Consider the following 24,446-nt stretch of genomic DNA (forward strand, 5'->3'; position numbering starts at 1 on the left):
TTACTCGCTTTTTGGAAGATTGAAATTCAATACATAGTAACTGCCAAATACACTGGGGAGGGCAAAATTCAATAGCCACATGATGGTCACCGTACTTAAAATGATGAGTGGGTTGATGCCTAAAAAAGAAAACAGATAGACGGCAACGCCACCTTTGATGACGGCATCAAAAATAAAAATTGAGGGGAGCAATGAGGCTAAAAGATACAGAGATGTAATGACCATCATAGCTTCAAAATACGCCAAATCTGTATTGAAAATATGAAGCAATAAAAAGAACTGAAACGAAAAGATGAGATATCGGAACAATGAAAATAAAACCCCTAAACTTAATCCGTTTTTGGGATAATTAAGAACGAACTGCTTTACCTTTTCAAAAGAAAATCCTTTAATAGAAAATTCACTCTTCCGAATACCAAAACCGACAAGGGCAATCGCGAGAAAAAATATGATGAGCAATCTCCCAAACCTATAAAAGTCAATTTCGAGATGATACCGGTTCATAAAAAAACTAAGGCCAATGATACCGAAAATTACGGTTATCCCCATTTGTAATATATTACCCAATAAATTAACCATCAAAATAGATTTCCTTTTTGAGCCTTCAAAATAAATGGCTTTTGCCCCATATTCCCCAATTCTGTTAGGTGTAAATAAGGATGCCGTCAATGCCCCTAAGCTTTGTTCCATGGCTTGTTTAAAATTTAGTCTTGCGACAGGGCTTGTCAAATACTTCCATTTCAAAATTTCAAAACACCAATTAAGAATAGAAAGCAACACCAAAATAAGGGCGTTTTTACTCGATAATACCTTGTTTTCTCTAGCAAATACAATAAATTCTGAAAGATTTAAATCGGGATTGTCCGTCAATTTTTGATACACAAAATAAATGGCACCCCCAACAATGCTTAATTTAATAAGCACAAAAAAGAATTGTTTAGTTTTGTATGGAAGCGAGTTGTGCATGTTTCGGCTTGCAAAATAACCTTAAAGTCTTTATGAACCCAAAAATAAATCAACTTACCACGGTATTGCTATGGTTGTGCGTTTTGTTTTGCTGTTTTAGGACTATTGGGCAAGGTGACACCAGCACTATAAAAGGGCAAATTGCTTTAGGTGTTAGCAGTCCATCAAGTGGTGGGTTTGTGGATGGTTATGAAGGTAAGTCGATAAACTTTCCGTCCGTAAGTTTAGGGTTTCAATATATGTTTAAACCCAGACTGGGAGGTAAAATGGATTATAATTTCAGCAGAATTTCCAATGCTTCCAGCTCGCAGGAATTTAAGTTGAACTATTCGCGAGTCAATGTGCAACTGGTGTATGACGCTTCGAGGCTCATTTCATTTTCACAACGAATTGGCACTTTTTTTCATGCGGGTCCGGGATTGTCGTTTGCAAAACCCTTGGGGAATTTTGGGGCCAACAAAACGACTTTTTTTAATTCAATGGCCGGAGTGGAATTGCATTACGGTATTTCAGATACGTTGACTGTTTATTTGGACGGCTCTTATGTTTTTGGGTTTGGAAAAGAATTTAGTCCAATATCGGAAGGTTTCGGGTCGTTTAACGGAAACTTGCTCACTATCACTTTTGGGGTGTCCATTTCATTTAGCGGTTGTTATTTTTGTGGGGATTAAGAGAGAGGCTGTTTAAAAATATGTCAATTATTTTTTTATGTCCTTTTTTGCGTCCTTTGTCGTTAAAATTTTAGACCGTAACTTTGGCTATGCTGGAAAATTTTGCCTAACAGCCCATCAAAAATGAACTGTAAAAATTATAATCACACATTTCTAAACAGCCTCTTATGAAAGAGAAAATCATTTTAGGCATTGACCCTGGTACTACCATTATGGGTTTTGGACTTATAAAAGTGGAGGGGAAAACCATGCAGTTTATGCAGCTGAACGAGCTGGATTTAAAAAAATACGACGACCATTACCTGAAATTAAAATTGATTTTTGAGCGTACTGTCGAACTTATCGATACCCACCATCCCGACGAAATAGCGATTGAAGCGCCTTTTTATGGCAAAAACGTACAAAGTATGTTAAAACTGGGCAGAGCACAAGGCGTAGCCATGGCGGCCGGATTGAGCCGACAGATACCCATTACCGAATATCTTCCTAAAAAAATTAAAATGGCCATCACAGGCAATGGAAATGCAAGCAAAGAGCAGGTGGCAAAAATGCTCCAAAGTTTATTGGGGCTTAAAACGCTTCCAAAGAATTTGGATGCCACCGATGGATTGGCCGCCGCAGTTTGCCATTTTTATAATTCCGGTAGAGTTGAGGTGGGGAAGAGTTATTCTGGATGGAGTGCTTTTGTGAAGCAGAATCCGCAAAAAATAAGCCCCCTATCCCCCAAAGGGGGAATAAAACAGCCTAATAAATGAGTATGAGTGAGAGTTCCTCCCCCATGGGGAGGCTAGGAGGGGCTTTGGGTTTAGGAGGGGCCGGAATCTACATCCACATACCCTTCTGCAAACAAGCGTGCCATTATTGCGATTTTCATTTTTCAACGTCATTAAAAAAGAAGGATGAATTAATTCAATGTTTGGCCAAAGAAATCGAATTGCGAAAGGATGAATTGGGAGGAGAAACTGTTGAAACCATTTACTTCGGGGGAGGTACACCGTCTTTATTGTCGAATGACGAATTACGGTTTTTGATTGATACGGTTTACAAAAATTTTGAGGTTAGTGAAACCCCCGAAATCACTCTCGAAGCCAATCCCGACGATTTGTCCGATGAGCAAATAAACGAACTAACGACTACTCGGATAAACAGACTAAGCATTGGTGTCCAATCCTTTTTTGAGCGAGACTTAAAACTGATGAACCGAGCCCACAATGCTGAAGAAGCTAAAAATTGCCTATCGGAAGCCATCAAATCTTTCGAAAATATTTCCATCGATTTGATTTACGGCATTCCCGGGTTGTCCAATAATGAATGGATTTCAAATATTGAAAAAGCACTATCTTTTAAAGTACCGCATATTTCGGCTTATGCCTTGACCGTTGAACCAAAAACGGCACTGGCCTCATTCATAAAAAAAGGCATTGTTGACAATGTGGACGACGATTTGGCGCATGAGCAATACAATATTTTGGTTGATAAATTGCAGGCGGAAGGTTTTATCAATTATGAACTGTCCAATTTCGGTAAGCCCAATTATTTTAGCAAAAACAATTCGGCATATTGGCTGGGAAACCCCTATTTGGGCATTGGGCCTTCGGCACATTCCTTTAATGGTGACCAGCGTAGTTGGAATGTGTCCAATAATACAAAATACATCAAAGCCATTCAAAATGGCGAATTACCGCAAGAGATTGAGACCCTATCAAAGCGAGACCGTTTTAACGAATATGTGATGACCGGTTTGCGCACGATTTGTGGCGTTTCCTTGAAAAAAGTGGAACAGGATTTTGGTTTGGATTACAAAAAATACCTTTTGGAGCAGTCAGAAATTTATATTGACGAACATTTATTGTATATTGATGGAGCTAAATTATTAACCACAAAAAAAGGTAAATTTTTGAGCGATGGTATCGCTTCGCACCTTTTTAAAATCACCTAAATTTGATTGCTACCGTACAATACAATTCCAGAAAACTGCAGATAGATTTGTCCAAACCCTTGGATATTTCCATTCCGGTAAGCGATAGACAGGATAATGTAAACGCATGGTATATAGATAAACCCAGTGTTGAGCCTGTAAGAGAAGGCGAGTGGGTGGCTACCGTAAAAGATGGGGCTTGTATCAATTTTAATAATATAAAATTCAATCCACATTCGCATGGGACGCATACCGAATGTGTAGGGCATATTACGGAAAAAGTACACTCGATAAACCAAAATTTAAACCAGTTTTTCTTTTTGGCCGAAGTGATTACTGTGGCACCAGAGAACTATATGAAAGATAAAGTGATTTCCAAAAAGCAGCTCCAATTTGCATTGGGAAACAAAAAAAGGGACGCTGTGATTTTGCGCACCATGCCCAATACCAGGGAAAAATTAACCCGACAACATTCCAATACCAACTGGCCGTATCTGCTGAAAGAGGCGGTGGAGTTTTTGGTAAGCAAAGGCATCAAACACCTTTTGATAGACACTCCGAGTATTGATAGGGAAAAGGACGAATGTGAACTAGTGGGACACAATGTCTTTTGGAATACATCGGGGAAATTACGGATGGATGCTACGATAACAGAGTTTATTTATGTGGATAACAGGATAAAGGATGGGGAATATTTCTTGAATTTACAGGTAGCTCCTTTTGAAAATGATGCCTCACCAAGTCGTCCTGTATTATTTGAAGTGATAGATTAATGGAAGTATTTATTGCAATTATCATAGCAATTTTGGTCACACTTGGGGTGGTTACCGTTGTGAAATCCTTCAGAAAAAAACAATTGATTAATGCACAGTCCACTATCCTTCTAAATAAGATCAAAAAGGTGTGCAAGTTTATTACGGTGGAGGGGGATTTTGCCGAGATCTACCACTACGAGGACGTTAAGCAAAAGTTTTTAAAGCTGATTACAAGTAAAAAGAAAGCTTTGGTGGTGGTTAACGCAAAGGCACATGTGGGGTACGATTTGTCCAAAATTCATTTGAAAGCTGATAATGATAAAAGGAAAATTATCTTAGAGCATTTTCCACAACCCGAGGTTTTATCTATTGAAACTAATTTGAACTATTACGACAAAAGCGACGGGTATTTTAATAAGTTTGAAGCCAACGATTTAACCGATTTGCACAATGAAGCCAAGTTGCATATTCGGGATAAAATTCCTGAAAGCGGGCTCATTGAAATAGCACAGCAGGAAGCCTTGGAAACTATTTTGCTAATTGAAACCATTGTGGAAACCATTGGCTGGAAGCTGGATTACTCGTCTTTAAAAATCGAAGACAAAGAAGTTAAAAAACTGGAGTAAGGTGGACATAGAACAGATCAGAATACATTGCTTGAGTAAAAAAGGCGCCACAGAAAGTTTTCCATTTGATGAAAGCACGTTGGTTTTTAAAGTGTTGACTAAAATGTTTTTGATGGCCCCATTAAGCCGGTGGGATAAGGGCGAGAATACCATCACTTTGAAATGCGATCCAGAATACACCGAACAACTTCGAGCCGATTACGAAAGTATTTATGCAGGCCCCTACGTCAGCAACAAACATTGGAATACCATCGATATTTACAAAGGCGAATTAAAACCATTGTTTATCAAAGAGTTAATGGACCATTCCTATGACATGGTGGTAAAAGGCATGACCAAAAAAATGCGGGAAGAGCTTCAAAATTCCTAAAACCGCCTAGCTTTGTTGAAGCGACCGTTTTTTTATTGTATATTTAGATACTCTCAATTCTCCATCACATTTTAATAGCACCAGAATTTAGCCCCCAATCTTAATGTTACGTGAGTTCGAAATGGATTTTGCGGACAGGTTTCGCTGTTTGAGGTTTTTCGAAACCCTTGGCTAGTTTGTCCCGCGTTAGGGATTGCAGTGGAAATCCCACAGCGGAGTCAAGATTGCTATAGGGACGGAGCGAGGAATTGGAACGGAAAGCCCGACCCTCCCGATAGCTATCGGGAGTGGGTAACGCCCAAATGAAGAAATCAGTTTCGAAATCAGGTTAAAGTAGAGTGTGATTAATCAATATATTAACTTTAATTTTTTACTAATTATGAAAACTACCAACCAATTTTATGCAGTGCTTTTTGTATTGCTGATGGCTCCTGCCACATTTTTTACACAAGATGAAAAAGAGGCACCCCGCCCGCAGTACATTACGATGACCACCATGCACTGGAACATGGACATGGAGGATTTTGACATGGACGAGTGGAAGGCCGTTGAAAAGGAATACTTGGACAAGGTAACGGCCAAAAATGAGCATGTAATGGCCTCTTCCTTTTATATGCACCAAATGACGCCTGACAATCGGGAGCTGGTGTATGTAAGGGTCTATGCTTCTTGGGCTGATATTGAAAAGGCCCAAATGCGAAATGGGGAGCTGGAAGAAGAAGGCTGGCCGGATGAGGAGGCTAGAGAGGCTTATATGAAGAAACGTAATGCATATTATTCCAATTATCACTCCGATGAGATATATGCCACTTTACCATTGGTGAAACGGGTACAAGATGCTTCAAAGGATATGATTTGTTATGTTAGGACATCGCATTTGGCGTTTCCGGATGATGGGGATAATGATGAAATCAAAAAGGTGATGACTGATGATTTTAATAAAATGATAAAAGACAACCCATTGATTAAGGGGTATTATCCGCACAGACACGCTTGGGGCAGTGATGGAAGGGAAATAATGGAGGCCTACTTTTTGGATTCGATGACGGATTTAGATAAAATATTTAAAGGTCTCGGAGAAGCTATAGAGAAAGCATACCCGGATGAAGTGGATAGGAAAAAGCGGGAAGAGGTGCTCCAAAAGTATTTTACCGGAGTGCACGGGGATGCTATTTATAGATTTGTAGCTGGTTTGTCGAAATAATTTTTGCTTAGGTATATAAAAAGGACACTTTTTAAGTGTCCTTTTTTTTGAAAAGCCCCAGACCAAAGGGAAACATAAATACCAAAAAGAGATATCTGCCCGTAATCAATCCGTAAATGGTGATGCCGGCCAGAATGACCATCAGTATAACTTTGTAGCTATATTTCATAGGGCAAAAATAATTGTCTATTTTCAAAATATAAAATACCTATCCCAATGTTAGAAATTAGACCCACTTGCGAAAACTGTAACAAGGCCCTGCCTTTTGATGCCGAAGATGCCATGATCTGCACATTTGAATGTACCTTTTGCTGGGAATGTGCAGAAACGGTTTTAAAACAGGTTTGCCCAAACTGTGGTGGTAATTTTGAAAAGCGTCCTATTCGGCCAGAGCATTTGTTGGAGAAGTATCCGGTTTCTGAGGTGGTGGTTTATAAGCCGATTGACATTAAAAAGCATCAAAAACAGTATCCTCAGGGCACTAAAAGAATTGCTTAAACCGAAGTATCCGCAATAATCTTCCACTCACCATTAATTTTCTTAAATACCAACATAAAAATACCGTCGGCATTGCCAATGTCGCGCTTAATATGATACTCGCCAAAAACATAATAGGCATCCGTAGCGATTTTGTTGATGGCATTTATTTTAAAGCTCAACTTTCCGGTATATGCTGCGGTGGGGTAATAGGTTTGGTAATGATCCAAGGTTTCGTGCCATCCGTAGGTAACACCTTTTTTTCCATAGTAAGCAAGGGAGTCGCTTTTCCAGTAGCTGTCCATAAAGCCCTCAATATCGTTATTGGACCATGCCATACGTGCGTTTTTTAATACTTTGTTGATGGCCTTGGTGTCTTCGTTTTCTGGGGTCTGTGCATAAGATATGCTGAAAATTAGCAGACAAAAAAGTGTAACTATTTTTTTCATTGTTGTAGGTTTTTCAAAAGTAAAACTAGGCTAAAATAATCAAATATTATGCTAAACTTGCTACTCGTCGATGAAATTGACACCGACTGATTTTTCAACTAGAGTAAAAACCAATTTGTCGATTAATTGTTGCGTAATCAAATTTACTTTTTATATTTACGTCATATTCAGACTATTAATAGCCCAAATTTATTGTCGAACTAATATCATTTATAATGGAATTAAGAATTACTAGTTGTAATAATTTCTACAAACTAAAAGGTGTGCTCAACAAATCAAATGTTGACGCTTTTCAAACAGAATTCAAAGACGCTTTTCAAAAATTTAACAACCTGACCATCAGTATTGAAGGTCTGGAAAGTGTGGACCGCTATGGTGTTAACGCCCTAATGGATTTGCACGAGGAGTCTTTAAAAACTGCCAAGCAACTGTCTATTGTTGGTTTGGGTTGTAAAGAACTTTACGACCACTTTAAAACTAACGAAGCGGCCTAAGTCAAAGCGCAGTTTTCTGCCTGTTGTAAAACGCATCGGCTTGCAATTGCATCAATTCGCGAGCCTTTTTGTGTTTATAGGCGTATAATTCTTCGTCATTTTTAATGTCGTTGTAAACGTTGTCGTTTAAGGCATTTTCGGTTTGTACCAATTTGACTCGTTGTGCTTTATTTTGAAGGATAATGCTCTTTAGGGTGTCTTCCTGTTCTTCAAGATGATGGTCGTACGCGCCTTTTGGGGCTAATAATTTTGCAAAGATGGGGGCGGTTTCAATCGCGAGGAACAAAAGGAAAATAAAGAAAGAAGGCAACCATGGCAGTTTGTTCAAGGCATTAACCCGCGCCATCAATCCATCAAAATTATTGATGACGGGTTGGGTATTAACCACTTGTGTATTGTAATCCCCTTTTAAGGATGCGATTTCGTTTTCCGTAGCAAATATCTTGGCTTTGTTTTCTTCTTTAAGGGCTTGCAATTCTGCCAATGCGGTATCATGTTTTTCTCTTTTTTCCTTATACACCGGGCCTTTGCCTAAAAGCTTTGTGCCGGCAGTACCTTCTGCTTCGGAAATATATATGTCGTATAAGCCATTAACTTCTGCTTCTTTATCATTAATTTCTTTTTGTAAAGCCGTAATATCATTTTGAAGCGAAGTGATTTCAGGTGTATAACGTTGCGCGATTTGCTCTTGGTTGGCAAGTGTCATTTCATTTTTTTCTTCTAAAAGCACCTGATTGATTTCTTTTTCAAAAATCTTCAGTTCTAACGGTTTAGCGATAACCACAGCTATGATTAAGGCTAAAATAATTCGTGGCAGGGCTTGAATGAATTCGTCCAGCGCACTCCCTGTCTTTTTAATGGTAGATACAATATAACGGTCTAAATTAAAAATGAGAAGCCCCCAAATAAGTCCGAAGAAAACGGAAGTATATAAATTATCAAAAACAGTATAGAGCGCATAACTCGCCGCTATAAAAGCCATAATCGCTGTAAAGAAAACAGTAGCTCCAATACCAGCATATTTGTTTTGTTCTCCAACAGAACATTCTTCTAAAATATGAGTATCTGCCCCAGAGCAGAGGATAAAAAATCGCTTTAACATGATGTGGTCGTTTTTTGATTGATTGACTATTAGAACGTTAAAGCGATGGATTTGTTACATGTTTTTTGCTAAAAACTTCCAATCAAACTATTCAAGCAGTTTTAAAATGTATTTTTCAAATATTTCCCCATTGCCAAGTTCCATTTTTCCATTTTTTTTGAAATGGGGGAGGCCCCGTGTAATTTTTTTAACAACGCCATTCTTGTCAATGAATAAATTTTTGGGATAAGAACTATTGCCGATTTTTTCTAAATATGCCCTGGCATCGGTTAAGTGAATAAAGTGAAATGGTTGATTTTTTAAAAACTCTAATGTTGTTTCTTTGCGATCGGGGGTTATTGTGACAAAATTTACTTTATCAGCATATTTTTTTGACAGCTCATTCAAAACGGGGATTTCCTCAACGCAAGGCTTACATCTTGTAAGCCATAGATTTATGAGTGTGGGTTTGCCCTTAAGATCATTTGAGTTAAGTTCCTTGCCCTCCGCTGTGGTTAAGTTAAAATTTGGCAGTTCTTTATTGAGGTAAGTATTGATTTTTTCGGGAAGTCTTTTTGTGCCTTTATGGTGTCTTGTTCTTTTAATATCTAGTTGCATCGTCTTAATTATTGAATCATTGGATACAACACTGTCTGTCAAGCTTTCGTTTATTGTCACTTCTGCTCCGTCTTCACTGAGTTTCTTTCTAATGTGTTGTTTTAGCAGTTGATAGGATTCCTCAGAGTGAATTGTTGTAGAGCTATTCGTCTTATAATATACTTTTTGTTGAGCTTCAATATTTGAAATAAAAATGAATGCGATAACTAATATGGATATAACTTTATTCATATAACTTATTTATTTTGAATTTGTCTTGTTGGAAATACTCTTCTTTTTATTTCTTATTTCATACTGTTTGATGACGGGATATGGCAGGTTTGGGAAAATTTCAACTGATTCTTTTTCTTCTTCACTCAGTAGGTTATAGAGCAGGAATAATTTATCTATTTCAGGACGGGGATATCTTTGTCCGTTGGGATTGGGGTTGTTGTATTTTTTAGCCAAAATGTTATAAGCTTTAGCATTTTCAGATAGATTTTTTATGGTACTTATGGAATCATTTCTGACAGAATTTGAAGGTAGTTTAGGTGCTTTACGCGGTTTAAAGGACTCTAATTCGCTTTCAGAGAAATTATCATAAATGTTATCCAGTTGCTTCTTTAAAATTAACAATTCTGAAGTGTCCGAATTATCCCCTTTTTGATGTTTTTCAATTTCGTTTAGATACCTTACGTATAGTTTATGGTAGCTGTTATAATTTGCCTTCAAGACAATATTGTCATAGCCATCCTTAGTATATAATGCGCACGAATTTGGTTTCTTTATTTGAAGTGCTTCATGTTTAGACTTAGCACTTTTAGCCATGCGATAAAAAACGAAGTCGTTTGGTTTATAGTTTTTTAACTCTATGTTTTTTATCCTATGGGCATCAATGGATACAGTAATATCTGTGTCATTTTGCCACTGTTCAAGTTGAGTTCGTGTTGGCTGTTCTAATTTTGTTGATTCGGGGTTTTTAAAGGATTTTACTTCGGGATACATTTTAACGGTAGCCTGTTGAGCCTTGGTCATGATTTTATAAATAGCAATGGCCCTGCGCAATTCGTCGTGATGAATTCTTTTGGTTTTTTCGCATTCGTCAATAAATGCATTGTATTCTTGCATCATGGCTGGTGTTGCACCTTTTCCTTCTTTGCTTTGGACGCTAATATGTCCTATAGCATTGTGTTCTATGGATTTATTATGAAAATATGGGAAGGGCTCAGCAATATTTTTTTCGTCATCGGTCATGTTCTCATAAATAAAATACAAGCGTTTTATTTCATTAGATTTAATGAATATTTTCTTTTGAACATTCTGGTCATTATATTTTTTTGCCAGTGTATTATATTCAATGATTTCGTCGGACAATGTTTTTGAAAGGTCGGGCTTTGTGTACGTCAAACTAGGAATTTCAGGAGCTTGTCTTATGTTGAATTTGTCGAAATCTTCAGGTTGTAAATCATTATATAAATCATCCAATTGATGCTTTAGGAGTTTTAATTCACTGTCGTCTTTCTTTTCAGAATTTAGAAAATGTTCAATTTCACCTTTATACTTTAGAAGTGCTTTATTGTATAATCTCGCCCGGATGTCCTGCATGGATAAGCGATACCCATCTTTGGTCAATAGCATAAAATTATTGGAGTCGTAAGTGCCCTTATCTGGATCGCCGTCTATCGCAAATTTATTGCTGTAACTATAAATATCTTTGGGCGAGTACTTATTTAATTCTGAAGTTGGGATTGGTTTTCCGTCCATGTGAAAGACAAAGTTTGTCGTTTTTTTCCAACTATTAAATTCTTCTTGGGATGGATGTTGGGGGAGGGCATAATTCCGTCCGCGAGTCATCCATTTTAGGTTTAAATCTTTAATAGAATTTCGCTGTTCTGTGGTCATCATTTTATAAATGGTTTTTATCCTGGACAGCTTCTCATGTCCCAAGCCTCTAGTGCGTTTAAAATTCTCATTAAAATCGATAAACTCATCCATCATCGATTCGCTTACGCCATCTCCAGGAGGTATTTGGTCGAGATTAATACGCTGTATTTCAACATTTCTTGTTACGGTATTTTTTTGGCCAAATCCAAAAACTAACCCGCAAACCAACAGAAGAAGCCCCATATTTCTGACCCATAAAATTTTTTTAGAAGTGCTGTTTTTCATTATGGCAAACCTTTTTTTGATGGGTGAATAATTGAATCTACTGGAAAGAGTGGTGCAGGAAACCAAAGCCGTAAATTCCAGCATCATATTTTGGTATGCGGAAACATCAGCACCGTTTTTCAGAACCGCCCGGTCTGCTATGAACTCATGGTTGAGTTTGATGTCTTTTTTTATTAGAAACAACAAAGGGTTGAACCAAAATGCAATTTGAAGTATTTCAATAAAGAGAATATCCAATGAATGTTTTTGAGTCGCGTGTGTTTGCTCATGCAAAAGAATTTCCTCGGGAATGGCCTTTTTTTCAAATAGAGATTTATTCAAAAAAATATAACTAAAAAACGAATGAGGTGTTTCTAAATTGTTCAGTAAAACATACCAAAAACTGTGGGTTTTATGCTTCGGATTTTGCCTGATTTTTTGGATGAGTTGATGCAGATTGATGCAAAATCTGATAGAAAATAATATAGTACCTAACGCATAAATCCCCCATAAAATGTTGGGAAGATAGTCTTTTGTTGACTTTACTTCGGTAGTTTCAATATGTTGTATGATGGATTCACCTGGCCCATAACTGGTATCAAAAGAAGCGGTTTGTATAGGTACATCGACATATACCGTATAAGTTACAAAAGGGATGCAGGCAGATAGTAATACGATGCCTATCAAATAGAAACGTTTAAACGTATGGGCACTGGTTTTTTCTAAACAAAGTTTGTAAAACAGCATTAGGATGGCTAAACAGGCGCTGGATTTTAAAATCATCAAAGGCATAACTATTTCTTTTTAATTTCACTATCGATTAGGGCTTTTAACTCTTCCAATTCTTCCTTGCTAAGATTGGTTTCTTGTGTAAAAAAGGACGCAAATTGCGTTGCGCTTCCATCAAAAAAGTTTTTTACCAATCCTTTTACGTGCTTTGAGAAATAGTCTTTTTTCTTCACTAAAGGATAGTACTGTCGCGATTTTCCAAATAATTTGTATGCGATAAACCCCTTATCCGTCATGCGTTTTAACAATGTAGCTACGGTGGTTGTGGCTGGTTTTGGTTCAGGGTAAACTTCCAACAGATCTTTCATGAAGGCTTTTTTTAGCTTCCATAAATGATTCATTAATTCCTCTTCGGTTTTTGATAGTTGCATCTTCTACAAGTTTAGAATTGTTTCTACAAATGTAGAATAAAAATTCAATTCTACAAACGTAGAATACAAATATTAGTTAATTTTAACTATTTCCTAGACCGAATACTTTCGATAATTACCGTTGAAATAATCAATGTTCCTCCAATAAACGTATTGGAAGTAGGTATTTCATTTAAAAAGAAATAGGCCAAAAGAATCCCAAAAAATGGTTGTGTGCTTAAAATAATACTGGCAGTGCTTACTGAAAAATATTTTAGGCTTTTTATTAGTAAGGAATGTCCAACTGCTGTGGCCAATAGTGCTAGAATAATGACATAGGGGTATTGAGTCGATATTTCTGAAGTTCCAAATATGAATAATACGGGAACAAGGACAATGGTTACTACCAATAATTGGTGCATCATAATCATGGTACCATTATGGGATTTTGAGCTTCTCTTCAACATTATGTTGCGAAGTGTAAATAGTATTGCTGAAATTACTCCCCAAATGACACCTTTAAAATGTGAGTTTTCCGTGTTAAACTCTGGGGCCAAAATGTAAACACCGATTAAAACCAAAATGGCCAATAGCAAATGAACCTTGTTGAATTTGGTTTTGGTGAGAATGGGCTCCAAAATTGCGGTAATTGCCGGATAGGTGTATAGCGACAACATCCCAATGGACACATTGGATACTTTTACGGAATGGAAATAGGTAATCCAATGGGCTCCTAAAAATAAGGCGCTGATCAAAACAGTTCTGGCGTCCTTTTTTGACCTAAATTTCAAATTTACTTTTTGAAGTTTGCAGAATGCAAACAGAAAAATCAGGGCTAGTGCGGAACGCCACCAAATTATTACGGCAGTCGGCATTGCAATATATTTGCCCAATACCGCCGCAGAGCTTATTAAAACAGTAGCAAGTGTTAGTTCTAAAACATTTCTAAAATGTTGATTATTCATTTAAATTGACACTTGATTATGGCGTTCAAAAGTAGTTAAAATTTGCAGATACCTAGTTTTTCCTATTGAGTAATGTGCTATTTTATGTTACTTTTACCGTTTAGCTTTTTAAATTTATCGTAGTAGGTGATTGCCGCACATTCCATAGACCAAGTTTTTGATACTGCCAGAGTTGAGGAGGTAATCGGCGATTTTGTGCAATTGAAAAAGGCCGGTAGCAATTATAAGGGTTTAAGCCCCTTTAGCGATGAGCGAACGCCAAGTTTTATGGTATCGCCAGTAAAACAGATTTGGAAGGATTTTAGTACTGGAAAAGGTGGTAATGTTGTTGCTTTTTTGATGGAGCATGAACATTTTACCTATCCAGAGGCTATTCGCTATTTGGCAAAAAAATATAACATTGAACTTGAGGAAACTCAGCAAAGTGATGCTCAAAAGGAAGCCGCCAACGAACGTGAAAGTCTGTATCTGGTCAGTGAATTTGCTAATGTTTATTTTCAAAAGATATTAAACAAAACAGACCAGGGCAAATCTATCGGATTAAGTTATTTTAAGGAACGTGGTTTTACGGAAGAAACCATCAAAAAATTTGATTTGGGTTATGCCTTGGATGAATGGCAGGCCTTTACGGATGAGGCTTTAAAGCAGGGTTATCAGCTTGAATTTTTAGAGAAAACAGGACTTACTATTGTAAAGGGTGAAAAGCGTTTCGACCGTTTTAAGGGTCGCGTAATGTTCCCTATTAAAAGTATGAGCGGGCGTGTACTTGGTTTTGGTGGCCGAATTTTGATAAATGATAAAAAGGCCGCAAAATATCTGAACTCCCCCGAAAGCGAGATCTACCATAAAAGCAAAGTACTTTACGGTATATACAATGCAAAACAAAGTATTGCTAAGGAGGACAATTGTTATTTGGTGGAGGGTTATACGGATGTGATTCAATTCCATCAAACCGGAATTAAAAATGTGGTATCTTCTTCAGGAACAGCTTTAACTTCGGAGCAAATCCGTCTGATCAACCGACTTACCAAAAACATTACTGTTCTTTTTGATGGGGATGCGGCAGGAATGCGTGCATCACTTCGGGGTATCGATTTGATATTGGAGCAGGGAATGAACGTTAAGGTGTGTTCTTTTCCAGAAGGAGAAGACCCAGACAGTTTTGCCAAGCAAAACACCTTTGAGGAGCTCACACTTTACTTAGATGAACAGGCTCAAGATTTTATTCAGTTTAAGGCATCCATTCTTTTTGAAGACTCCAAAAACGACCCCATAAAAAAGGCCGAAACTATTCGCGATATTGTCAATAGCATTTCCAAAATTCCTGATACTATAAAAAAGGAGATTTATATTAAGGAATGTTCGAAAATTATGGATATCAGCGAAGAAGTGCTGTTTAGTACTTTAGCTCAAATCAGTAAAAAAGAACTTCAGGAAGAGAATAAAAAGTTCAAAAAAGAACAGCAGAGTTTTGAGGTGATACGCCATGAACAGCCACGAGAAAAAGTGGATGTGCAATATATTTTGGAGCGAAAGATTATCGAAATTTTATTGCTTTACGGCAACAAGATCGAGGATTTTGAGGATTTGGTGCTAAAGGAAAATGAACAAGGCGAGCTGGTGCGAGAGCCGGTCATTCAACAGGCCAAAGTGTTCGAAAAAATTTATCTGGATCTTCAGGAGGATGAAATGGAGTTTTCAGATCCTCAGTTCAAGGATTTGTACTACACGGTGATTGACAAGTTAAATCAAGAAGACAAAGATTTTGAGTTGAGAAACTTCATCAATACACTTGATGCCAATACGGCCAATGAGATTACCAACATCTTAATGGAAGATGAACGCTATACTTTGGACGATTGGCACCGAAAGAATATATTCCCAAAGGAAAAGACACAAACGGTCTCGCAATTGGTGAGCGAGACCATTTTAAATCTTCGATGCTTTTTAATAGAGCAAAAAGTACTAGAATGTCAACAAAAGACGTTGGAGCACAAATCTGAAATCAACAGGTCTGTACTGGAAGAAGTCAAAGAATACTCCAACCTTAAAATGTTGCTGTCAAGAAAATTGAGCCGCGTATTATAGGTCTAAAAACTTCGCTTGATTCACTAAGTCGACCAAATTGTCCACCTTTAGTTTTTTCATCAAACGTGCTTTATATGTACTCACAGTTTTTTCGTTGATATCCAATTCCTTGGAAACTTCCTTGTTCTTCTTTCCAATGGCCAAAAGTTTTAACACTTCGGTTTCCCTTGTAGAAAGTTTTTTAAAGAAGGTGCCATTTTTGTTGTTTCGGCTTCCAAATGCAAGTTCCTGGGTCAACTCATTGCTAAGGTGGATGCCGCCATCATGAACTTTGGAAACAGCTTCACTTACAGTAATGACATTTTCGTTTTTGGAAACGTAGCCAGAAGCTCCTGCTTTAATAGAGTTAAAGCCGTAAACATTTTCAGGTTGGGCACTGAACATCAATGCCTTTACATCTGGAAAGTCTGACTTTATGTGCCTTAGCACGGTTAAACCATTTAATTTAGGCAAATCAATTTCAGTCAAAAGAACGTCAACGGGTTCTTTTCTGAGAAAATCCAAAACGGCTTCGCCATTGTCAACACTGCCGACGATTTTCACGTCAGAAGAAGCAGAAAAAAGGTGCTCAAGCCCTTTTCTAATAATAGGGTGAGGGTCTGCTATTAATAATTTAATCATATTCTTAGGGTTTTAATTTACTATGATGTTGATTTTAATTGAGAGAATCATAGTATAGCTATTAGGGAATACACCCAAAATGCAAAAATACTAAAATTTTTGATGATAATACAATGCTCATATCAAATTGCTAGGAATTTCGCAAATTGGAATAGGAATCATCTTGTGCTTGTTGTTATTATTGTAACGCTTATAAATTCTGAAAACCTCTTGTTGTCGACCGGAAAAATCCTCGATAGTTTTACCATCGTCATCCATTTTCATGGCCCATTCCAATTCCGGGTAGGATGCTCCAATTTGGTCCTCGTCGCTACGGGCATCACCAAATAAACCGTCACTCGGTGCAGCTATCATAATGGATTCTGGTACTTTAAGGTACTCTCCGAGCATGTACACCTGGGATTTCAATAAATCTGCTATTGGGCTTAAATCAACACCGCCATCACCATATTTTGTGTAAAAGCCTACCCCAAAGTCTTCAACCTTATTACCAGTACCGGCTACTAAAAGCGAATATAGACCAGCATAATAATATAAAGTAGTCATTCGAAGCCGTGCCCTCGTATTTGCCAAGGCCATGTCAATAGTAGCTTGGTCGCCGTCCATAAATACCTCAGTTTTAAACTCCTCAAAAACTGGAGTCAAGTCTGCTCGGGTATCACTTACATTGTCAAACCTTGCTTTAAGTTGCTCAATATGTTCATGGGCGCGAGAAACATGGCTTTCTGCTTGGTGGATAGGCATTTCAACGCAAAGAACGTTCATGCCGGTTTTTGCGCACAATGTGGAAGTTACGGCAGAATCAATACCGCCAGAAACACCAACAACAAATCCATTAACACCGGCATTCGTGGCATAGTTCTTCAGCCAGTTTACGATAAAATCAACAACTTTTTCAGTTTGCATACAGTAAGAATTTTAATTTGGGAATAGTACCTTTGCAAACAAAAATAAAGCAATCACCCAATTAATAAAAATTTAAGGCGTTATACTTTTCATGAAAAATTTGATGTTGTTTATGTTGCTGATGCTCCTTATTTCCTGCGGAAATGACAATAAATTGGAGCAGGCGATTGCACAAATTAATACCGATATTTCTGTTGAAAGATTTGATTTGCTTTTTGGAAAAGCTACAAACAATGATTTACCTGAATTAAAAAGGGCCTATCCTTTTATGTTTTCCGAAAAGTTTCCCGATTCCTTTTGGATTGCGAAAATAAGGGATACCATTCAGCAGGAACTTGTTAAGGAAGTTGCAAAGGTATTTCCAAATCTTGATGAGGAGGAAATGGATATTGAATCGCTTTTCAATCATTTGAAATATTATTTTCCTGAATTTAATACGCCACGGGTGATTACGACCACTTCTATGGTGGACTATCGAAATCGGATAATCGTTACCGACACCATTGCCATTATTGCTCTTGATAATTATTTGGGGAAAGATCATTTTTTTTATCAGGAAATTCAAAAGTATATCCGAAAGAATTTTGAAGCCAAGCAGATTGTGGTGGATTTAGCATCTGAGTATGCAGGACGGTACATCTATCAGCCGCAACGGAAAACTTTATTGGATGAAATGGTATACTTCGGAAAGCAATTATATTTTAAGGACATTATGTTGCCAAATGTTTCAGAGGCTGAACGTATTGGATATTCTGAATCCGAATTGGAATGGGCCAGGGCTAATGAACACTACGTTTGGCGGTATTTTGTTGAGCGCGAATTACTATATAGTGCCGATACCAAACTGCCTAGCAGGTTTATCAATCCAGCTCCTTTTAGTAAATTTTATTTGGAAGAGATAGACACTGATTCTCCGGGTAGATTGGGCCAATACATCGGCTGGCAAATAGTTAGGGCCTATATGAAAAACAATGAAGTTTCCGTAAAGGACATGCTACAAATGAAACCTGAGGATATTTTTAATAATTCAAAGTTTAAACCACTTAAATAATGGCAAATACAATAACTTCAAAAATTGAGCTGAATGTTGAACTAGATGAAAACCGCGTGCCGGAAAAGCTCTCATGGTCAGCGGAAGATGGGGGCATAAGTAATGCAGAAGCCAAGGCGATGATGCTGTCTGTTTGGGACGATAAGGCTAAAGAAATGTTGCGTATTGATTTGTGGACCAAAGATATGCCCGTTGATGAGATGAAAATATTCTTCCATCAAACTTTAGTAGCAATGGCCAATACATTTAATCGGGCTACCCAGGACGAAAAAATGACGGCAACCATGAAGGATTTTTGCGATTATTTTGCTGAAAAATTGGAGTTGAAAAAATAAACGATTTATTCAAATATCTCCGTAAAATACTTGTAAAACCAAGGAATTGTTTCAATCCCTTTAATATAGTTCCAGATCCCAAAATGCTCGTTAGGGGAGTGGATGGCGTCACTATCCAAACCAAAGCCCATTAAAATAGTTTTGCTTTTTAATTCTTTTTCAAATAAGGCAACAATCGGAATACTGCCCCCGCTGCGCTGTGGAATGGGAGTTTTTCCAAACGTGGTTTCGTAAGCCTTACTGGCTGCAAGATACCCGATGCTATCAATTGGTGTTACGTACCCTTGCCCACCGTGATGTGGCGTTACCTTTACTTTCACACCTTTTGGGGCAATGCCTTCAAAATGGGTTTTAAACAATTGGGTAATTTCTTCCCAATCTTGATGTGGTACCAAACGCATGGAAATTTTAGCAAAGGCTTTACTCGGGATTACCGTTTTAGCACCTTCGCCAATATACCCGCCCCAAATACCATTTACATCCAAAGTAGGTCTAATTGAATTGCGTTCATTCGTGGTAAAGCCTTTTTCGCCATAAACAGCATCTATGTCCAGAGCGTTTTTGTAGCTTTCCAAATTAAAGGGGGCTTTTGCCATTTCGGCGCGTTCTTCTTTGGACAGTTCTTCTACTTTACCATAAAATCCTGGTATGGTAATGTGGTTGTTCTCATCGTGAAGTGAGGCTATCATTTTAGCGAGAATATTGATAGGGTTTGCCACTGCGCCTCCATACAAACCAGAGTGCAAATCACGATTTGGCCCCGTAACTTCTACTTCAACATAGCTTAGCCCGCGAAGCCCAGTTGTGATAGATGGGACATCATTGGCAATCATGCCCGTATCTGAAATAAGAATGACATCATTTTCCAGTTTCTTATGATTGTTCTTTACAAAGGTTGCCAAATTTGCGCTGCCAACTTCCTCTTCGCCCTCAATCATAAACTTCACATTACAGGGCAGTTGATTGGTGGCTGTCATAAACTCTAAGGCTTTCACATGCATATACAATTGACCTTTGTCATCACAAGCGCCTCTAGCAAAAATAGCACCGTCGGGATGTTTTTCCGTGGTTTTGATGACAGGCTCAAAAGGAGGGGAGTACCACAGATCTAAAGGGTCTGGGGGCTGTACGTCGTAATGTCCATAGACCAAAACGGTAGGTAAGGTTTTCCCAACTATTTTTTCCCCATAAACAATGGGGTAACCGTCAGTTTTGCATATCTCTACGGTATCGCACCCTGCTTTCTCCAGACTTTTTTTAATGGCCTCGGCCGTTTTTAAAACATCGTTTCTATAAGCCGAATCGGCACTTATTGATGGGATTTTTAGCAGATCGACCAGTTCATTGATAAAGCGTTCTTTGTGTTGTTTTATATAAGATTTAATCGCGTTCATAGGCCATATTGAATGAAGATATCCAAAAGTATAAAAAAGAATACTTTTTATAGCATCGAGGTTTGGAATTTAAAAATCTTAACTATATTTGCATCCCGATTCCCGATAGCTATCGGGAGGGACTATGCGGGCGTGGTGGAATTGGTAGACACGCTAGACTTAGGATCTAGTGCCGCGAGGTGTGAGAGTTCGAGTCTCTCCGCCCGCACATGACAAGAGCTTCTTTTTATAAAGGAGCTTTTTTTATGCAATACTGTTTGATTGAAAAATATGAAAGGAGACGCGAGAAGTTTATCATAAGGGTAGACTAAAGGGGCCCTCGTCAGTACATAAATCAAAAAGTGCTACATATTTTGCTGAATTAATACAGGACGTGCATTTTCTTCCATTAAAGAACTTGAAAATTTAACATTTATCCTCGTAACAATTAGACTGTTAGAACGTCTCTTTTATAACGACTAACCCAATAATTTGTAACTTTGTACCCTAATTTAATCCATAAGATGGACATCAACGATAGTATTGAGTCGCCAATGATGCTAAAAGTCAGCTTCAACAAGTTGCTTCAGCATTATGAAAAACTGGCCGAGAGTGAAGATGAATTTCTTTCTGCCAAGGCGAAGCGTGTCCTAAGGTCTGCGGCATCGTTTCCGGAGTTAAGGGATGGTTTTAGCGATACTCAAATTTTGGAGGACAGGAAAGAAGAGATAAGCATTATTCTTCAAGATTCATTTGCCCCCGTATTGACCAAAAATGAGATTAAGACAGCCTCTGTGCCTTTTCATAATTTGATATTCAATTCTTCGGAAAGGTTTAAAAATATTATCAAAACCGCAGGCGATGGTTTTGAGTTGAATATCAAAAATATGCCTGATGACCACAGGTATATTATTGCATGTACCATAATTCTAAATTTTTGCTATGGCTATAATTTGAATTTTAAGCGCCCATTTTATTATGAAATTCCGGATGCCAATGGCATTTTAAGGTTTTACAAGATAATGTACAATGCCGATTTTTGTGAAATCGTTCCAACGGAAAGGGCAAAAAAAATTACTGAAGAAGATTATAAAAAACTCCTGGATAATTTTGAAAATTTAGACTTATGGAAGGAACTTTTTCCTCAAGGTAGCTATATTTTCAAAGGCTTCGTGATTTCCAATATTTTTGATGTTACGGAGGATCAATCTATTTCCAACATAAAATCCAATTTAATCGGTGAGGATAAGCGTAAGGACGAAAACTTTATGTACGAGTTTCATGATGTATTTAGGTCTCTGCTGGGTATCAATGATTTGCAGGTTGGTTTTTCAATTTATAATGAAGAGGAAAAGGCTTTTGAGCGTGTATATGGGGTAGGGATCAATAGTTACCTTTTAGGGGACCAAGAACGCTTGGAATGTGATAGTTCATTGTGCAAATGGTCCTATAACAGATTGATTGTAGAGAACAAATATTTCTCTATTTCTGACGTAGATGGTGTTTATAAAAAAGCAAAAGGAGGTTTTGCACCTCAGGTGGAGGTGTTGCATAAACAAGGTTTTAAAAGTGCCATTTTTGCACCAATTGCTAATGATGAAGGACTTATGGGAATAATGGAAATTGTATCCAATACACCACATGCTTTGAATAGTATCAATGCCAATAAGTTGGTGGATGTGATGCCATTTATCGTTTCGGCAGTGGAGCGGTCCAAAAAGGATGAAGAGAATCTTATTGAAGCTATTATTCAAAAGGAATGCACCTCAATTCATCCGAGTGTGCATTGGCGTTTTGCTAAAGAAGCAAAGAATTATATAAAGGCTGAAATGGAAGGGCAAGAGGCTTCCTTTCGAAAAATTGCTTTTGATAATGTATACCCGTTGTACGGGCAAATAGATATTAAGGGGTCCTCCGAAGCTAGAAACTATGCGACAAGAGAAGATTTGTCGCTTCAACTTAGAGCGGCAAAACAGATTTTGGATAAGGCTTTGAAATTGGAACATTTGCCAATCTATGAGCAGTTTATTTATCAGATAAATGATTTTCAGAACGGATTGGACGAAAACTTCCAAGTGGATAGCGAGCAACAGATTTCATCCTTCTTCAAAGAAGACGTTGAACCTCTTTTAGATCATTTAAAAAGTAAACAACTGTTGAATGATGATGTAGAAGCCTACTACGAAAATATTGACGAAAAGGTCAACGTACTTTACAGACATAGAAAAGACTACGACGAAACTATTGCCAAAATTAATGTGGAAATGGCTACGCTCTTGGATAAAAAACAAGAGGAAGCGCAACAGATGTATCCGCATTATTTTGAACGCTTTAAAACCGATGGTGTTGAGCATAATATGTACGTTGGAGAGTCTATTACCAAAGAAGATAGTTTCAATAAAATTTACTTGTACAATCTGCGTTTATGGCAATTGCAGGTAATGTGTGAAATGGAAAACGCCTATTACCAAATGCAATCTGATTTTCCAGTGGCGTTGGACGTAGCCTCCATGATTTTGGTGTTCAACCAGCCTTTGACCATCAGTTTTAGGATGGACGAAAAGCAATTTGATGTGGACGGCACCTACAATGCACGTTACGAAATCGTAAAAAAACGTGTAGATAAGGCTTATATAAAAGGCACCACAGAGCGCGTTACGCAAAAAGGAAAAATCAGCATCGTGTATTCCCAAAAACAGGATGAAATTGAATATTTGGGTTACATCAAGTTTCTTCAGTCCAAGAATTATTTGGATACTGATGTAGAAATCGTAGAGTTGCAAGATTTACAGGCGGTAACCGGATTAAAAGCAATTCGCGTAAGTGTACTATATCATAAAAACGAAAATGACAAGGCGTTTTATACCTATGATGATTTGATGAAGGAACTTAAGGCATAATACTTCTAGGGCGCGCCACTGGTCGCAAAAGCTATTCCAAAAGCAATAACACTTACCACAATACCAATCATAAATACGGTATAGGTAGTTCGTAAAAGGTTGTATTTCCTATTGAGAACAAGCCCCAAAAAATAGAGATCTTTGGTCAATGAACCATACAAATAATCCTTGTCCTGCATCATTTCCCCCATGGCCCATTCAAAATCTTTTAAGCTCATTTGATGGAAATTCCCGAAGAATAATAGATTTACTTTTTTATTGGCTACGTCCTCTTTTGTGAACTGCCCCTTTGTGACGTTCGGCCTAGTTGCCAAAACTGATAAAACAGTTGAGGCAACCGTGAACAATAGAAAAATTAACGTGGGATATATCAGATAACTATTGGAAGGATTGTCCAGTTTGGGCAATAAATTAGATAGGGCTACCGAAATTATAATAGCATTTACCGAAAGCAAAATATTGGCTTTGGTATCGGCAATATCGCTTAGTGTAATATGGTTTCTTAATGCTACCCGAAACATGGTTTCGATACCTCGATCTGGCAATTCCACCTTACTTTTTTTAAAACTGAGCTCCTCCTTTTTCTGATTTAATTTTTTGGAATCCGCATCAATCTTTTTCTTCATTTTGATTAGTTGCGAAAGATTTTTACCCTTGCGATTATCCCACATACTTGATGCCTCTGTTGAATAAAATCGATGTCTGGTGGTAAGGAAATCAATATTTTCCGCAATCCATTCGGACTCAGTAAGGCTCTTATTGCACAGCAATTCCCATTCCTTTCTGAGCAGTTCAGAAATTTCCAAATAATTTTTGCTTCCTATATGAGAACTGTCCGCGTCCCTAATAATGCATTCCAATTGATTTTTTGGGACGGCGTCGATTTTAGTTGCTAGAATTAAATCACAAATTGTTTTTACGTCCTTTTCTGGGCAGTTTTGTCCTGCCAAAAACGCCTTGGCTATTTTAACACTCTCTTCTTCGTGGTCTTTCGCCCCTTTAGTGTAGCCCGTGTCGTGTAACCATGAGGCCACCAAAAGCAGATTTTTATCAGCCTCCTCAATATTGGCTAATTCAGCAAGCTCTTTTGCGCTATTTACTACACGTTGCGTATGTGGGATATTGTGATATAAAAAAGATGTGTCTAACTTTTCGTTGAGTAGGTTAAGTGCAAATTTCTCGGCTTCAGCAATCAACATAGGCGTGATTTAAAATGATTATTGGTAAAAATACTAAACTTTAGTTGAAAAAGGATTTCTCGATGTTTGCATCGATATTTCCTTTGGGGTTTAGTATGAATAACGGCATAATT

At 37.7% G+C, this 24,446-nt stretch carries 25 protein-coding genes and 1 tRNA gene; 14 read left to right on the forward strand and 12 right to left on the reverse strand.

Features of this window, described 5'->3' with window-relative positions; all coding sequences use genetic code 11:
* Positions 1–924, reverse strand: coding sequence for a lysylphosphatidylglycerol synthase domain-containing protein (locus H7U19_RS01445; protein WP_343069061.1), 924 nt, complete (start codon positions 922–924; stop codon positions 1–3).
* 74 nt (positions 925–998) lie between these two features.
* Between H7U19_RS01445 and H7U19_RS01450 the strand changes: the two genes are divergently transcribed.
* The 7 genes from H7U19_RS01450 to H7U19_RS01480 all read left to right on the forward strand — a co-directional run bounded on the left by H7U19_RS01450 (position 999) and on the right by H7U19_RS01480 (position 6,510).
* Positions 999–1,637, forward strand: a complete 639-nt coding sequence (locus H7U19_RS01450) for a cell envelope biogenesis protein OmpA (protein WP_186558059.1) — start codon at positions 999–1,001, stop codon at positions 1,635–1,637.
* Between the two features lie 167 nt (positions 1,638–1,804).
* Positions 1,805–2,392 carry a crossover junction endodeoxyribonuclease RuvC gene (ruvC, locus tag H7U19_RS01455; protein WP_186558060.1) on the forward strand — a complete coding sequence of 196 codons (588 nt, stop codon included), beginning with the start codon at positions 1,805–1,807 and terminating at the stop codon, positions 2,390–2,392.
* A 2-nt stretch (positions 2,393–2,394) separates the two neighbouring features.
* Positions 2,395–3,576: a radical SAM family heme chaperone HemW gene (hemW, locus tag H7U19_RS01460; protein WP_246454604.1), complete on the forward strand. Its 1,182-nt coding sequence runs from the start codon at positions 2,395–2,397 to the stop codon at positions 3,574–3,576.
* Positions 3,577–3,578: 2 nt separating this feature from the next.
* Positions 3,579–4,328, forward strand: a complete 750-nt coding sequence (locus tag H7U19_RS01465; protein ID WP_186558062.1) for a cyclase family protein — start codon at positions 3,579–3,581, stop codon at positions 4,326–4,328.
* Entirely contained in the window at positions 4,328–4,936 is a 609-nt protein-coding gene (locus tag H7U19_RS01470; RefSeq protein ID WP_186558063.1) for a DUF4230 domain-containing protein, read from the forward strand. The genes H7U19_RS01465 and H7U19_RS01470 overlap by 1 nt, the downstream gene beginning before the upstream one ends.
* 31 nt (positions 4,937–4,967) lie before the next feature.
* Positions 4,968–5,306, forward strand: a complete 339-nt coding sequence (locus H7U19_RS01475; protein WP_222597364.1) for an MmcQ/YjbR family DNA-binding protein — start codon at positions 4,968–4,970, stop codon at positions 5,304–5,306.
* A 379-nt stretch (positions 5,307–5,685) separates the two neighbouring features.
* On the forward strand, positions 5,686–6,510 hold the full coding sequence (locus H7U19_RS01480) for a hypothetical protein (RefSeq protein ID WP_186558065.1): 825 nt from the start codon (positions 5,686–5,688) through the stop codon (positions 6,508–6,510).
* 31 nt (positions 6,511–6,541) lie between these two features.
* Here the strand turns inward: H7U19_RS01480 and H7U19_RS01485 are convergent, their stop codons facing one another.
* Positions 6,542–6,679, reverse strand: a complete 138-nt coding sequence (locus H7U19_RS01485) for a hypothetical protein (RefSeq protein ID WP_186558066.1) — start codon at positions 6,677–6,679, stop codon at positions 6,542–6,544.
* A 47-nt stretch (positions 6,680–6,726) separates the two neighbouring features.
* Between H7U19_RS01485 and H7U19_RS01490 the strand changes: the two genes are divergently transcribed.
* Complete coding sequence (locus H7U19_RS01490) at positions 6,727–7,008, forward strand: DUF1272 domain-containing protein (RefSeq protein WP_186558067.1); 282 nt, start codon at positions 6,727–6,729, stop codon at positions 7,006–7,008.
* Here H7U19_RS01490 and H7U19_RS01495 read toward each other — a convergent pair.
* Positions 7,005–7,436, reverse strand: a complete 432-nt coding sequence (locus H7U19_RS01495; RefSeq protein WP_186558068.1) for a YybH family protein — start codon at positions 7,434–7,436, stop codon at positions 7,005–7,007. The two genes, H7U19_RS01490 and H7U19_RS01495, sit on opposite strands and share 4 nt — an antisense overlap.
* Before the next feature lie 215 nt (positions 7,437–7,651).
* Between H7U19_RS01495 and H7U19_RS01500 the strand changes: the two genes are divergently transcribed.
* Positions 7,652–7,930, forward strand: coding sequence for an STAS domain-containing protein (locus H7U19_RS01500; protein WP_186558069.1), 279 nt, complete (start codon positions 7,652–7,654; stop codon positions 7,928–7,930).
* A 1-nt stretch (position 7,931) separates the two neighbouring features.
* Here H7U19_RS01500 and H7U19_RS01505 read toward each other — a convergent pair whose 3' ends face one another.
* The 5 genes from H7U19_RS01505 to H7U19_RS01525 all read right to left on the reverse strand — a co-directional run bounded on the left by H7U19_RS01505 (position 7,932) and on the right by H7U19_RS01525 (position 13,860).
* On the reverse strand, positions 7,932–9,032 hold the full coding sequence (locus H7U19_RS01505) for a DUF4407 domain-containing protein (RefSeq protein WP_186558070.1): 1,101 nt from the start codon (positions 9,030–9,032) through the stop codon (positions 7,932–7,934).
* A gap of 87 nt (positions 9,033–9,119) precedes the next feature.
* Entirely contained in the window at positions 9,120–9,860 is a 741-nt protein-coding gene (locus H7U19_RS01510) for a TlpA family protein disulfide reductase (protein WP_186558071.1), read from the reverse strand.
* A gap of 9 nt (positions 9,861–9,869) precedes the next feature.
* A complete protein-coding gene (locus tag H7U19_RS01515; protein WP_186558072.1) occupies positions 9,870–12,548 on the reverse strand; it encodes a M56 family metallopeptidase in 2,679 nt (892 codons plus the stop codon).
* A 2-nt stretch (positions 12,549–12,550) separates the two neighbouring features.
* Positions 12,551–12,916, reverse strand: a complete 366-nt coding sequence (locus H7U19_RS01520) for a BlaI/MecI/CopY family transcriptional regulator (protein ID WP_186558073.1) — start codon at positions 12,914–12,916, stop codon at positions 12,551–12,553.
* 86 nt (positions 12,917–13,002) lie between these two features.
* The gene (locus tag H7U19_RS01525; RefSeq protein WP_186558074.1) at positions 13,003–13,860 is read right to left on the reverse strand and encodes a DMT family transporter; all 858 of its coding nucleotides are present in this window, start codon (positions 13,858–13,860) and stop codon (positions 13,003–13,005) included.
* A 126-nt stretch (positions 13,861–13,986) separates the two neighbouring features.
* Between H7U19_RS01525 and dnaG the strand changes: the two genes are divergently transcribed.
* The gene (gene dnaG / locus H7U19_RS01530; protein ID WP_186558075.1) at positions 13,987–15,948 is read left to right on the forward strand and encodes a DNA primase; all 1,962 of its coding nucleotides are present in this window, start codon (positions 13,987–13,989) and stop codon (positions 15,946–15,948) included.
* Here dnaG and H7U19_RS01535 read toward each other — a convergent pair.
* Positions 15,943–16,569 (reverse strand): response regulator, encoded by a 627-nt coding sequence (locus tag H7U19_RS01535; RefSeq protein ID WP_186558076.1) that lies wholly within the window; start codon positions 16,567–16,569, stop codon positions 15,943–15,945. The genes dnaG and H7U19_RS01535 overlap by 6 nt on opposite strands.
* A gap of 117 nt (positions 16,570–16,686) precedes the next feature.
* Positions 16,687–17,475: an NAD(+) synthase gene (gene nadE / locus H7U19_RS01540; protein WP_186558077.1), complete on the reverse strand. Its 789-nt coding sequence runs from the start codon at positions 17,473–17,475 to the stop codon at positions 16,687–16,689.
* Positions 17,476–17,566: 91 nt separating this feature from the next.
* On the opposite strand from nadE, the gene gldB reads away from it, so the two are divergent.
* Both gldB and gldC read left to right on the forward strand, forming a co-directional pair.
* The gene (gldB, locus tag H7U19_RS01545) at positions 17,567–18,526 is read left to right on the forward strand and encodes a gliding motility lipoprotein GldB (protein WP_186558078.1); all 960 of its coding nucleotides are present in this window, start codon (positions 17,567–17,569) and stop codon (positions 18,524–18,526) included.
* A complete protein-coding gene (gene gldC / locus H7U19_RS01550; RefSeq protein WP_186558079.1) occupies positions 18,526–18,861 on the forward strand; it encodes a gliding motility protein GldC in 336 nt (111 codons plus the stop codon). Before gldB ends, gldC begins: the two co-directional genes overlap by 1 nt.
* Positions 18,862–18,866: 5 nt before the next feature.
* Here the strand turns inward: gldC and H7U19_RS01555 are convergent, their stop codons facing one another.
* Positions 18,867–20,255 carry a dipeptidase gene (locus H7U19_RS01555; protein WP_186558080.1) on the reverse strand — a complete coding sequence of 463 codons (1,389 nt, stop codon included), beginning with the start codon at positions 20,253–20,255 and terminating at the stop codon, positions 18,867–18,869.
* Positions 20,256–20,381: 126 nt separating this feature from the next.
* Between H7U19_RS01555 and H7U19_RS01560 the strand changes: the two genes are divergently transcribed.
* Together H7U19_RS01560 and H7U19_RS01565 are read left to right on the forward strand one after the other, a co-directional pair.
* Positions 20,382–20,463, forward strand: a tRNA-Leu gene (locus H7U19_RS01560).
* Between the two features lie 295 nt (positions 20,464–20,758).
* Positions 20,759–23,134: a GAF domain-containing protein gene (locus tag H7U19_RS01565; protein WP_186558081.1), complete on the forward strand. Its 2,376-nt coding sequence runs from the start codon at positions 20,759–20,761 to the stop codon at positions 23,132–23,134.
* A gap of 5 nt (positions 23,135–23,139) precedes the next feature.
* Here H7U19_RS01565 and H7U19_RS01570 read toward each other — a convergent pair whose 3' ends face one another.
* Entirely contained in the window at positions 23,140–24,333 is a 1,194-nt protein-coding gene (locus H7U19_RS01570; protein ID WP_186558082.1) for a Pycsar system effector family protein, read from the reverse strand.
* Between the last annotated feature and the right edge of the window lie 113 nt (positions 24,334–24,446).

Origin of the sequence: Hyunsoonleella aquatilis (genome assembly GCF_014270105.1) — a bacterium.
Lineage (GTDB): Bacteria > Bacteroidota > Bacteroidia > Flavobacteriales > Flavobacteriaceae > Jejuia > Jejuia aquatilis.

What these genes read in the sequence shown, in the direction of transcription:
- H7U19_RS01450 (WP_186558059.1), top strand. Translation starts at nt 999, where the DNA reads ATGAACCCAAAAATAAATCAACTTACCACGGTATTGCTATGGTTGTGC.
- ruvC (WP_186558060.1), top strand. Translation starts at nt 1,805, where the DNA reads ATGAAAGAGAAAATCATTTTAGGCATTGACCCTGGTACTACCATTATG.
- hemW (WP_246454604.1), top strand. Translation starts at nt 2,395, where the DNA reads ATGAGTGAGAGTTCCTCCCCCATGGGGAGGCTAGGAGGGGCTTTGGGT.
- H7U19_RS01470 (WP_186558063.1), top strand. Translation starts at nt 4,328, where the DNA reads ATGGAAGTATTTATTGCAATTATCATAGCAATTTTGGTCACACTTGGG.
- H7U19_RS01480 (WP_186558065.1), top strand. Translation starts at nt 5,686, where the DNA reads ATGAAAACTACCAACCAATTTTATGCAGTGCTTTTTGTATTGCTGATG.
- H7U19_RS01485 (WP_186558066.1), bottom strand. Translation starts at nt 6,679, where the DNA reads ATGAAATATAGCTACAAAGTTATACTGATGGTCATTCTGGCCGGCATC.
- H7U19_RS01490 (WP_186558067.1), top strand. Translation starts at nt 6,727, where the DNA reads ATGTTAGAAATTAGACCCACTTGCGAAAACTGTAACAAGGCCCTGCCT.
- H7U19_RS01495 (WP_186558068.1), bottom strand. Translation starts at nt 7,436, where the DNA reads ATGAAAAAAATAGTTACACTTTTTTGTCTGCTAATTTTCAGCATATCT.
- H7U19_RS01500 (WP_186558069.1), top strand. Translation starts at nt 7,652, where the DNA reads ATGGAATTAAGAATTACTAGTTGTAATAATTTCTACAAACTAAAAGGT.
- H7U19_RS01505 (WP_186558070.1), bottom strand. Translation starts at nt 9,032, where the DNA reads ATGTTAAAGCGATTTTTTATCCTCTGCTCTGGGGCAGATACTCATATT.
- H7U19_RS01510 (WP_186558071.1), bottom strand. Translation starts at nt 9,860, where the DNA reads ATGAATAAAGTTATATCCATATTAGTTATCGCATTCATTTTTATTTCA.
- H7U19_RS01515 (WP_186558072.1), bottom strand. Translation starts at nt 12,548, where the DNA reads ATGCCTTTGATGATTTTAAAATCCAGCGCCTGTTTAGCCATCCTAATG.
- H7U19_RS01520 (WP_186558073.1), bottom strand. Translation starts at nt 12,916, where the DNA reads ATGCAACTATCAAAAACCGAAGAGGAATTAATGAATCATTTATGGAAG.
- H7U19_RS01525 (WP_186558074.1), bottom strand. Translation starts at nt 13,860, where the DNA reads ATGAATAATCAACATTTTAGAAATGTTTTAGAACTAACACTTGCTACT.
- H7U19_RS01535 (WP_186558076.1), bottom strand. Translation starts at nt 16,569, where the DNA reads ATGATTAAATTATTAATAGCAGACCCTCACCCTATTATTAGAAAAGGG.
- nadE (WP_186558077.1), bottom strand. Translation starts at nt 17,475, where the DNA reads ATGCAAACTGAAAAAGTTGTTGATTTTATCGTAAACTGGCTGAAGAAC.
- gldB (WP_186558078.1), top strand. Translation starts at nt 17,567, where the DNA reads ATGAAAAATTTGATGTTGTTTATGTTGCTGATGCTCCTTATTTCCTGC.
- gldC (WP_186558079.1), top strand. Translation starts at nt 18,526, where the DNA reads ATGGCAAATACAATAACTTCAAAAATTGAGCTGAATGTTGAACTAGAT.
- H7U19_RS01555 (WP_186558080.1), bottom strand. Translation starts at nt 20,255, where the DNA reads ATGAACGCGATTAAATCTTATATAAAACAACACAAAGAACGCTTTATC.
- H7U19_RS01565 (WP_186558081.1), top strand. Translation starts at nt 20,759, where the DNA reads ATGGACATCAACGATAGTATTGAGTCGCCAATGATGCTAAAAGTCAGC.
- H7U19_RS01570 (WP_186558082.1), bottom strand. Translation starts at nt 24,333, where the DNA reads ATGTTGATTGCTGAAGCCGAGAAATTTGCACTTAACCTACTCAACGAA.